The organism is Rhodoferax sp. (genome assembly GCF_028714215.1).
Lineage (GTDB): Bacteria > Pseudomonadota > Gammaproteobacteria > Burkholderiales > Burkholderiaceae_C > Rhodoferax.
Map to the genome: position 1 here is coordinate 60,673 of NZ_JAQTMS010000025.1, position 9,636 is coordinate 70,308.

General features: G+C 61.8%; 8 protein-coding genes, 3 tRNA genes and 1 pseudogene. All 12 read left to right on the forward strand.

Annotated elements, in window-relative coordinates; all coding sequences use genetic code 11:
• The first annotated feature begins 66 nt into the window (after nucleotides 1-66).
• Complete coding sequence (gene trpE / locus PHS32_RS12975; RefSeq protein WP_301079425.1) at nucleotides 67-1,578, forward strand: anthranilate synthase component I; 1,512 nt, start codon at nucleotides 67-69, stop codon at nucleotides 1,576-1,578.
• Nucleotides 1,575-3,812 (forward strand): diguanylate cyclase, encoded by a 2,238-nt coding sequence (locus PHS32_RS12980; protein ID WP_301079426.1) that lies wholly within the window; start codon nucleotides 1,575-1,577, stop codon nucleotides 3,810-3,812. The genes trpE and PHS32_RS12980 overlap by 4 nt, the downstream gene beginning before the upstream one ends.
• A pseudogene (locus tag PHS32_RS12985) lies at nucleotides 3,809-4,378 on the forward strand (aminodeoxychorismate/anthranilate synthase component II); the annotation flags it as partial. The gene PHS32_RS12980 and the pseudogene PHS32_RS12985, both read left to right, overlap by 4 nt.
• Nucleotides 4,379-4,522: 144 nt before the next feature.
• Nucleotides 4,523-5,581: a low-specificity L-threonine aldolase gene (ltaE, locus tag PHS32_RS12990; protein ID WP_301079428.1), complete on the forward strand. Its 1,059-nt coding sequence runs from the start codon at nucleotides 4,523-4,525 to the stop codon at nucleotides 5,579-5,581.
• A 23-nt stretch (nucleotides 5,582-5,604) separates the two neighbouring features.
• Nucleotides 5,605-6,258 (forward strand): LysE family translocator, encoded by a 654-nt coding sequence (locus tag PHS32_RS12995; protein ID WP_301079430.1) that lies wholly within the window; start codon nucleotides 5,605-5,607, stop codon nucleotides 6,256-6,258.
• 128 nt (nucleotides 6,259-6,386) lie between these two features.
• Nucleotides 6,387-7,439 carry an anthranilate phosphoribosyltransferase gene (trpD, locus tag PHS32_RS13000; protein ID WP_301079431.1) on the forward strand — a complete coding sequence of 351 codons (1,053 nt, stop codon included), beginning with the start codon at nucleotides 6,387-6,389 and terminating at the stop codon, nucleotides 7,437-7,439.
• Nucleotides 7,436-8,224, forward strand: coding sequence for an indole-3-glycerol phosphate synthase TrpC (gene trpC / locus PHS32_RS13005; protein ID WP_301079433.1), 789 nt, complete (start codon nucleotides 7,436-7,438; stop codon nucleotides 8,222-8,224). Before trpD ends, trpC begins: the two co-directional genes overlap by 4 nt.
• Nucleotides 8,225-8,228: 4 nt before the next feature.
• The gene (locus tag PHS32_RS13010; protein ID WP_301079434.1) at nucleotides 8,229-9,017 is read left to right on the forward strand and encodes a uracil-DNA glycosylase; all 789 of its coding nucleotides are present in this window, start codon (nucleotides 8,229-8,231) and stop codon (nucleotides 9,015-9,017) included.
• Between the two features lie 95 nt (nucleotides 9,018-9,112).
• Nucleotides 9,113-9,198: transfer RNA gene (locus PHS32_RS13015), tRNA-Tyr, on the forward strand.
• Between the two features lie 70 nt (nucleotides 9,199-9,268).
• A tRNA-Gly gene (locus tag PHS32_RS13020) sits at nucleotides 9,269-9,342 on the forward strand.
• A gap of 56 nt (nucleotides 9,343-9,398) precedes the next feature.
• A tRNA-Thr gene (locus PHS32_RS13025) sits at nucleotides 9,399-9,473 on the forward strand.
• 42 nt (nucleotides 9,474-9,515) lie between these two features.
• Nucleotides 9,516-9,636: GTP-binding protein (locus tag PHS32_RS13030; protein WP_301079436.1), on the forward strand; the 121-nt coding region annotated here is incomplete at its 3' end.

Below are 9,636 nucleotides of genomic sequence, written 5' to 3' on the forward strand. Positions count from 1 at the left end.
TGCCGCGCTGCTCGCTGGGCCTACTACGCGCAGAAGGTCCCGCACTGATTTGAAAGAAACCGTTCCGTGATTTCTGAACTCGAATTCAAAAGCCTGAGCGCCCAGGGCTACAACCGGATCCCGCTGCTGGCGGAAGCCTTTGCCGATCTGGAAACGCCTTTGTCGCTGTACCTCAAGCTGGCGCACTCCAAGGACGGTGGCAAGCACAGCTTTTTGCTGGAGTCGGTGGTTGGCGGCGAGCGCTTTGGTCGCTACAGTTTCATCGGTCTGCCGGCCCGCACTTTGCTGCGCTCAATGGGTTTCGGCCCGGATGCGCGCACCGAGGTGGTGACCGATGGCGTGGTGGTGGAAACTTCCAGCGCCAACCCGCTGGACTTCATCGCGGCGTATCAAAAACGCTTCAAGGTTGCGCTGCGAGCGGGTCTGCCGCGTTTTTGCGGTGGGCTGGCCGGCTATTTTGGCTACGACACGGTGCGCTATATCGAGAAGAAGCTGGCGTCCTCATGTCCGCCCGATACCCTGGGCTGCCCCGATATTCTGCTGCTGCAATGCGAAGAGCTGGCGGTGATCGACAATCTGTCGGGTAAGCTGTACCTGATTGTCTATGCCGACCCGGCCCGTCCCGAAGCCTATGCCAACGCCAAGAAGCGCTTGCGCGAGTTGAAGGAGCAGCTCAAATACTCGGTCAGCGCGCCACTGGTAAAACCAACGCAAAGCTATCCGGCCGAGCATGAATTCGCCAAGGCCGATTACATCGCCGCCGTGGAGCGCGCCAAGGAGCTGATTGCCGGCGGCGACTTCATGCAGGTACAGGTCGGCCAGCGCATCAAGAAGCGTTACACCGAGTCGCCCCTGAGCCTGTACCGGGCGCTGCGCTCGCTCAACCCCAGCCCCTATATGTACTACTACCACTTTGGCGATTTCCATGTGGTGGGGGCCAGCCCCGAGATTCTGGTGCGCCAGGAGCAGATCAGCGGCGACGGCCAGACCGAACAGAAAATCACCATTCGGCCCCTGGCCGGAACGCGGCCCAGAGGTGCCACCTTGGAAAAGGACAAGGCCGCCGAAGTGGAGCTGGTGGGCGATCCCAAGGAGCGCGCCGAGCATGTCATGCTGATCGACCTGGCACGCAACGACATTGGCCGCATCGCCAAGATCGGCAGCGTCAAGGTGACCGAGGCCTTTAGCGTCGAGCGCTACAGCCACGTGATGCACATCGTGAGCAACGTCGAAGGCACGCTGCTCGATGGCATGACCAGCATGGATGTTCTCAAAGCCACTTTCCCGGCCGGCACCTTGACCGGCGCACCCAAGGTGCATGCGATGGAACTGATCGACCAGCTTGAGCCGAGCAAGCGCGGCCTTTATGGCGGTGCCTGCGGCTACCTGAGTTATGCCGGCGACATGGACGTGGCGATTGCCATTCGCACCGGCATCGTCAAGGACCAGACCCTGTACGTGCAGGCGGCCGCCGGTGTCGTGGCGGATTCGGTGCCGGAGCTGGAGTGGCGCGAGACCGAAGCCAAGGCGCGGGCGCTGCTCAGGGCCAGCGAGCTGGTGGAAGAAGGGCTGGAGTGAAACGCTTTTTTATGCGCTGGCGGCATTGGTTGCTGCTGGGCGCGTGCCTGGCCGCCTTGGCCGCCTATATAGCTTTCACTTTGGGGCGCGAATACCGCGGCATTGCCGCACTGGAAACCGAGCGCCTGAGCGCCCAGTCGAAAGTGGTTGAAGACAACCTGCGGCGTCAGTTGGATACCATCAACCTGACGCTCGAGTGGATCGTGGTCGAGTTGCCGCGCTGGCAAGGGCGCCGCGACGGCCGCGGCGAGGGCTTGCAACACCTCCAGAGCCTGAGTACCGGAATGTCCTCGGTGCGCACCTTGGCGGTGGTGGATGCGCAGGGGGTTATCAGGCTGTCCAACCGGGAAGACATGATAGGGCGCAATTTCGCGCAGCGCGACTACTTCCTGTCCCCTTTGCGTTCGCTGGATGCCAAAACACTGTACGTCAGTGTGCCTTTCAATACGGTTCTGGGAACCTATACGATTGCCCTGACCCGGGTGGTGCTGGACGGCCAGGGTCAATTTGCCGGCGTGGTATCCGCCATCCTGGATCCGCTGGACATGCGGATTCTGCTCAATTCGGTGCGCTACGCCGATGACATGCGGGTCATGCTGGTGCACGGCGACGGCAAGGTGTTTGTGGTGGATTCGGAACTGAACCCGGTCTTGGGCAAGGATCTGTCGCAGCCCGGTTCCGTGCTGCGCCGACACCTCGCCAGTGGTCGCCCGATCAGCGATTTGAAGGAAGCCGACGGCGGTGCCGAGCGTCTGGCGGTGCTGCGGACGCTGCAGCCGGCCGCCTTGGCCATGGACAAGCCGCTGGTGATAGGCGTCTCACGCCAGTCGGAGGCGGTGTTTGCGCAATGGCGACGTGATCTGCAAAACCAGACTTTGACCTACCTGGGGTTGCTGCTATTCACTGGCACGGGACTGCTTTTCTACCGGCGCCAGAGTGCCCGCCAGCGCGCCAGCCGGAACCGGCTCAAGTTGGCCACCGAGGCCACCGGGGTCGGCATCTGGGAGTTTGAGCTGGCAACCCGACATTACCATTTTGATCCGGTGATGTTTCAACTGTTCGGGCTGGACCCGAAACTGGCGAATGCGCGCCATGACGACTGGCATCAACTGCTGCTGCCGGGTGAGCTTGAGCGGATCAAGGACGGAACCCGTGCCGTGATCAGAAGTGGCGAACCGTTTGAACTGACGTTCCAGCTGCGGCGTCCGGACGGCGGCTTGCGCTACATGCACAACCGCGCGGTGTTGCAAAGCGACCATCTGGGAGGGGCGCCGACACGCCTGATCGGTACCACCCAGGATCTGACCGAGCGCAAGCTGCTGGAGGCCGATCTGCGCGTGGCAGCGACGGCTTTTGACTGCCAGGAAAGTATTGTTGTCACCGACGCGAAGCAGCAAATTTTGCGTGTCAACAGGGCTTTTACCGCGCTGTTTGGCTATACCCCGCAGGATGCCGTTGGGGCGACGCCGCGGATTTTGAAATCAGGTCGCTTGGAGCCGGCGTTTTACGCTGCCATGTGGACCGGCATTGAGCGCGACGGGGCCTGGCACGGTGAAATCTGGAACCGCTGCAAGAACGGCGTTGTGTTGCCGGTGTCGCTGAGCATCACGGCGGTGTGCGACGACGAAGGGCGGGTGACGCACTACGTCGCCACGCACACCGACATCACACTGCGCAAGGTCGCTGAAGAGGAGATCAAGCAGCTGGCCTTTCACGACCCGCTGACGCACCTGCCGAACCGCCGCCTGCTCGATGACCGCTTGCGCCAGGCGCTGGTCCAGGCCAAACGGGATCACAAGCGGCTGGCCCTGCTGTTCATTGATCTGGACAAATTCAAGCCGGTCAATGACGACTTTGGACACCAGACCGGCGACGAACTGCTGGAGGCGGTGGCGCGGCGCCTGCAAACCTGCGTGCGCGAGTCAGACACCGTGGCACGCGTTGGCGGCGATGAATTTGTGGTGCTGTTGCCGATCTTCGAGATGCCGCAGGATGCCCTGGCGGTGGCGGAAAAAATTCACCTGACGCTGCTGCAGCCGTTCACCTTGTCGCGCGGGCAAACCATCCGCATCTCGTCGAGCGGCGGTGTTGCCATCTACCCGGAGCATGGCAGCGACGCCAACGAACTGACAAAACATGCCGATGCCGCGATGTACCAGGCCAAGGCCGCCGGGCGCGACCGGGTGGTGCTTTTTCAGAACGTCAATGAAAGCTTGATGGAACCGACACTATGAAACTTTTGATGATAGACAACTATGACAGCTTTACCTACAACATCGTCCAGTACCTGGGCGAATTGGGGGCGCAGGTCGAAGTCTTTCGCAACGATGAAATCACGCTCGACGAAATCGACGCGCGACTCAAGTCCGGCCAGCTCGATCGCCTGGTGGTCTCGCCCGGCCCCTGTTCACCGGTCGAGGCCGGTATTTCGGTGGCGGCGATCCGGCACTGCGCCGGCAAGTTGCCGATCCTGGGCGTCTGTCTGGGCCATCAGGCGATTGGCGCGGCGTTTGGGGCAAAGATCATCCGGGCGCAGCAATTGATGCATGGCAAAACCAGTGTCATCAGCACCACGCAGGAAGGAGTGTTTGCCGGACTGCCGGCGCAGTTCACAGTCAACCGCTACCATTCTCTCGCCATTGATCGTCCGACCTGCCCGTCTTGTCTGAAAGTGACCGCCTGGACCGAGGATGGCGAGATCATGGGCGTCAAACACCGCACGCTGGACATCGAAGGCGTGCAGTTTCACCCCGAAAGCATACTGACGGAACACGGCCACGCCATGCTGAAGAACTTCCTGAGACCTCGCGGGACAGACCGCAGTGACGTGCAGCGCACCAGCTCTGTCCCCGACCGATCGTCGGAGGTTGGAAGTCCACCTCGCGGGACAGACCGCAGTGACGCGCAGCGCAGCAGTTCCGCCGCCACCCTCTGAAAGTCAATCATGAGAAAATCCACGACCCTGAAAGTTGACCTGCGCAGCGACACGGTGACGCAGCCGACGCCCGCCATGCTGGAGGCCATGATGGCCGCGCCATTGGGCGACGATGTGTTTGCCGATGACCCCAGCGTGAACGCCTTGCAGGAAAAAATTGCCGCCCTGCTGGGCTTCGAGGGCGCGCTGTTCATGCCCACCGGCACGCAGAGCAATCTGTGCGCCATCCTGGCCCATTGCCAGCGCGGAGACGAGTACATCGTCGGTCAGTTCGCCCACTGCTATCGCTGGGAGGGCGGTGGTGGCGCGGTGTTTGGCAGTGTGCAGCCGCAACCCCTGAATCATCAAGCTGACGGCACGCTGGCGCTGGCCGAGATCGAGGCGGCGATCAAGCCGGATGACGCGCATTTCGCCCGCACACGGCTATTGGCGCTGGAAAATACACTGGGCGGCAAGTTGCTGCCGTTCGACTATGTGCGCCAGGCCACCGAGCTGGCCCAAAGCCGGGGTTTGACACGGCATCTGGACGGTGCCCGTTTGTTCAACGCCGCGGTGGCGCAGGCAGCGCAGACCGGCGGGGACATCTTTTCCGAGGCGCGCCGCATCACTCAATGTTTTGACAGCGTTTCGGTTTGCTTCAGCAAAGGTCTGGGCGCGCCGGTCGGCTCTGCCCTGTGCGGCAGCCGCGAACTGCTGGCGCGCGCGCACCGGATTCGGAAAATGGCGGGCGGCGGCATGCGCCAGTCCGGCATGTTGGCGGCGGCTGCCTCGTACGCGCTGGACCATCATGTGACGCGGCTGGCGTTGGACCACGCGCTGGCGCGGCGTCTGGCAGAAGGCTTGAGCGGTATCCCCGGCCTGGCGGTGGAGCCACCCCAAACCAATATTCTCTTTGTCGACCTGGTGGGCGAGGCCAAGGCGCGCTCAAAGGAACTGATCCCTTATCTGGCCGCGCGCGGCATTCTGGTCACCGGCCTGTACCGCCTGCGTTTTGTCACCCATCTGGACGTGGACAGCGCCGGCATCGAGCGCACGCTGGCGGCGTTGCATGAGTTTTTTGCGGCCTGAGAGGCTTGGAGCGCCAGTCTGACATGCCCGATTTTCCGCATCTTCTCTGGTTCATCGCTGCCGGCTGGCTGCTCAATCTGACGCCCGGCCCGGACGTGCTTTACATCGTCTCCAGTGCCCTGCGTCACGGTGTGCGCGCAGGCGTGGTGGCGGGTCTGGGCATCACGCTGGGTTGCTTTGTGCACGTGGCGGCGGCGGCCATCGGCGTCAGCGCGCTGCTGGCGACCTCGGCCATGGCTTTCACGCTGCTCAAGTGGCTGGGCGCGGCCTACTTGCTGTGGGTCGGTGTGCGGCTGCTGTTTTCGCGCCTGGCGCCGAATCTGCCTGCCACGCCCGGCGTGTCGATGCCTGGCTTGCCGGTGAACTGGAGAACGGTTTTCCTGGGCGGCTTCTGGACCAATGTGCTCAATCCCAAAGTGGCACTGTTCTTCCTCGCCTTTGTGCCCCAGTTCATTGCACCGGACGCGGATAACAAAGCCTTGGCTTTCGTGCTGCTGGGCGTGCTGTTCAACGTCAATGCGATCCCGGTCAATGCCGGCTGGGCCTTGCTGGCGGCCTGGACCGCGCGCCGCGTCGGTGCGGTGCAACGCGGCCTGCACTGGCTGGACCGCGTGGCTGGCGCCATGTTTATCGGATTTGGACTGAAACTGGCGCTGACCGACAATCCTGTTAACTGAAACCTTGCGGGACAGACCGCAGCGACGTGAAACGAGCCAGCTCTGTCCTCAACTAAACTGAAACCTTGTGGGACAGACCGCAGCGACGCGAAGCGCGCCAGCTCTGTCCCCAACTGATTAGGATGAGCATGCCCAACACCAACAAAATCACCCCCCAGGAAGCCCTGCTGCGCACCATCGAGCACCGGGAAATTTTTCACGACGAGATGCTGCACATCGTGCGCCAGATCATGAATGGCGAGTGGTCGCCGGTGATGATCGCGGCACTGATCACGGGCCTGCGCGTGAAGAAGGAAACGATTGGTGAAATCACCGCGGCGGCCCAGGTGATGCGCGAGTTTTCGACCAAGGTTCACGTGACCGACAGAACCCATCTGGTCGACATCGTGGGTACTGGCGGCGATGGTTCGCACACCTTCAATATTTCGACCTGCGCCATGTTTGTCGCCGCCGCCGCTGGCGCCAAGGTCAGCAAGCACGGCGGACGAAGCGTCAGCAGCAAGAGCGGCAGCGCCGACGTGATGGAGTCGCTGGGGGTCAACATCAACCTGTCACCGGAGGCCATTGCCCGCTGCATTGAGCAGGTGGGGGTCGGTTTCATGTTTGCGCCGAATCACCATCCGGCCATGAAAAACGTGGCGCCGGTGCGCAAGGAGTTGGGTATCAAGACCATCTTCAATCTGCTGGGGCCATTGACCAATCCGGCCAGTGCGCCGAATATTTTGATGGGCGTGTTTCATCCGGACCTGGTCGGCATTCAGGTGCGCGCGCTGCAGCGTCTGGGGGCCCAGCACGCCGTGGTGGTGTACGGCAAGGACGGCATGGATGAAGTCAGTCTGGGCGCGGCCACGCTGGTGGGGGAACTGCACCACGGTGAGATCACCGAATTCGAGATTCATCCGGAAGATTTCGGCATGCTGATGGCCAGCAACCGCGCCCTCAAGGTGGAAACGCCGGAGCAGTCCCGGACCATGCTGCTGGGGGTGTTGGACAATGTGCCTGGTGCCGCCAAGGACGTTGTGATTCTCAACGCCGGGGTCGCGCTGTACGCCGCCGACGTGGTTGATTCCATGGCGCAGGGCTTGGTCCGGGCGCGCGCCGCCATCGAATCAGGGGCGGCCAAGGCCAAGCTGACGCAGCTGGTGGACTTTTCCCGGCAATTCCAGGGGGCGGCAAAATGACCGATATCCTGAACCAGATTGTTGCTGTCAAACACCAGGAAGTGGCGGCTGCGATCAAGCGCAAATCGTTGTCGGCGATGCGTTTTGACGCCGAGTCCCGAGTCTTGACACGGGATTTCGTCGCTGCCATGCGCGCCGAAATAGCCGCCGGGCAAGCGGCGGTGATTGCCGAGATCAAGAAAGCCAGCCCGTCCAAAGGCTTGTTGCGGGAGGATTTTATTGCGGCTGATATTGCACAAAGCTATGCGGAATATGGTGCTGCGTGTTTGTCGGTGCTCACTGACAAACAATTCTTTCAGGGATGTGTGGATTACCTGAAGCAGGCCCGAGCCTCTTGCCCGTTGCCGGTGTTGCGCAAGGACTTCATGGTCGATGCCTATCAGGTGTACGAATCGCGTGCTATCGGAGCCGACGCCATCCTGCTGATTGCAGCCATCCTGGATGATGCGCAATTGAAGGATTTCGAGGCGCTGGCGCGCAGCTTGGACATGGCAGTGCTGGTGGAGGTGCATGACGCGAGCGAGTTGGCACGGGCGCTGAAACTGCAAACGCCGCTGATCGGCATCAACAACCGCAATCTCAAAACCTTCGAGGTGTCACTGGACACCACACTGTCCCTGATGCGCGAGGTGCCCCCTGAGCGCTTGCTGGTTTGCGAGAGCGGCATTCACACCCGTGACGATGTGCTGCGCATGGGCGCTGCCGGTGTCAACGCGTTTTTGGTCGGCGAAGCCTTCATGCGGGCGCCGGATCCGGGCGCGGCCCTGGCCGCATTGTTCGGTTAATACCATGTCTGGGATCGCCCCGGCGCGCCAGGAAACCTTGCTCCCCACGGGGCTGGACCCCGTTCCACGTCAGGTGGTTGACCAGTTGGCGCTGGCGGACCCGGTGGCCTGGCCGGTGGCGCCAGGCTGGCAGCCCTTGGTGGCTGAGTTTTTCCAGTCCCAGGTGGGGCGCGACCTGCTCGAATTCCTGCGGCAACGGCTGCAAGCCGGGGTCAGCGTGTTTCCGCCGCAGCCTTTGCGCGCCCTGCAACTGACTGCACCGGAAGCGGTGCGGGTGGTGATTCTGGGACAAGACCCCTACCACGGGCGGGGGCAGGCCGAAGGTCTGGCCTTTTCCGTCGCACCGGGCGTGCCCCTGCCCCCTTCGCTGCAAAACATCTTCAAGGAGTTGCGGCGCGACCTGGGGACGCCATTCCCATCATTTCCGGAACCGGGCGGCAGTCTGGTGCGCTGGGCGCGTCACGGCGTGTTGTTGCTCAACACCTGTTTGACGGTGGAGGAGGGCCAACCCGCCAGCCATGCCGGTCGCGGCTGGGAACGGTTGACCGACGCCATCATTCGCAAGGTCTCCAAGGAGGCGGCGCCGGCAGTTTTCATGTTGTGGGGCGCGCACGCGCAGGGCAAGCGTGCCCTGATCGATGCGTCGCGCCATCTGGTGTTGACGGCCAACCACCCTTCGCCACTGTCAGCCTTACGCCCCCCGACGCCCTTCATTGGTTGTGGGCACTTCTCGCAGGCGCGGGCCTGGCGCGAGCAACATGGTGCAAGCGGCAGTACCGAGTCGGGTGGGTAGGCCGGCTTCATTGAATGACGTGTCGGTATTTGCAGACTGTACCGGCGGTTTCATGACAGTGGTGGAACTTCGTGGCATAATCCAAGGCTCACCAAGGAGAGGTGGCCGAGTGGTTAATGGCAGCAGACTGTAAATCTGCCCTCTTACGAGTACGATGGTTCGAATCCATCCCTCTCCACCAGTGTATTGAATTGAGAATTGACGCAAGAGCGGGCCATAGGCATGTTGGGGTTGACTGGTTCAGCCTCAATGCGGGAGTAGTTCAATGGCAGAACCCTAGCCTTCCAAGCTAATGACGCGGGTTCGATTCCCGTCTCCCGCTCCAGTGCTCGGTTGTCATTGTTTTTGGTAGTGTTCGCTGGAAAGCAGCGGGCCGGAAATGCCCATTTGGCTCAGTGGTAGAGCACTCCCTTGGTAAGGGAGAGGTCGCGGGTCCGATTCCCGCAATGGGCACCATGATTTTTGAGTTGAAAGTCCTTTATTTTTCGGAGTCTGAAAATGGGAAAAGAAAAATTCACGCGTACCAAGCCCCACGTCAATGTGGGCACGATTGGGCACGTTGACCACGGCAAGACCACCTTGACGGCGGCCATCACCAGCGTGATGGCGGCCAAGTTCG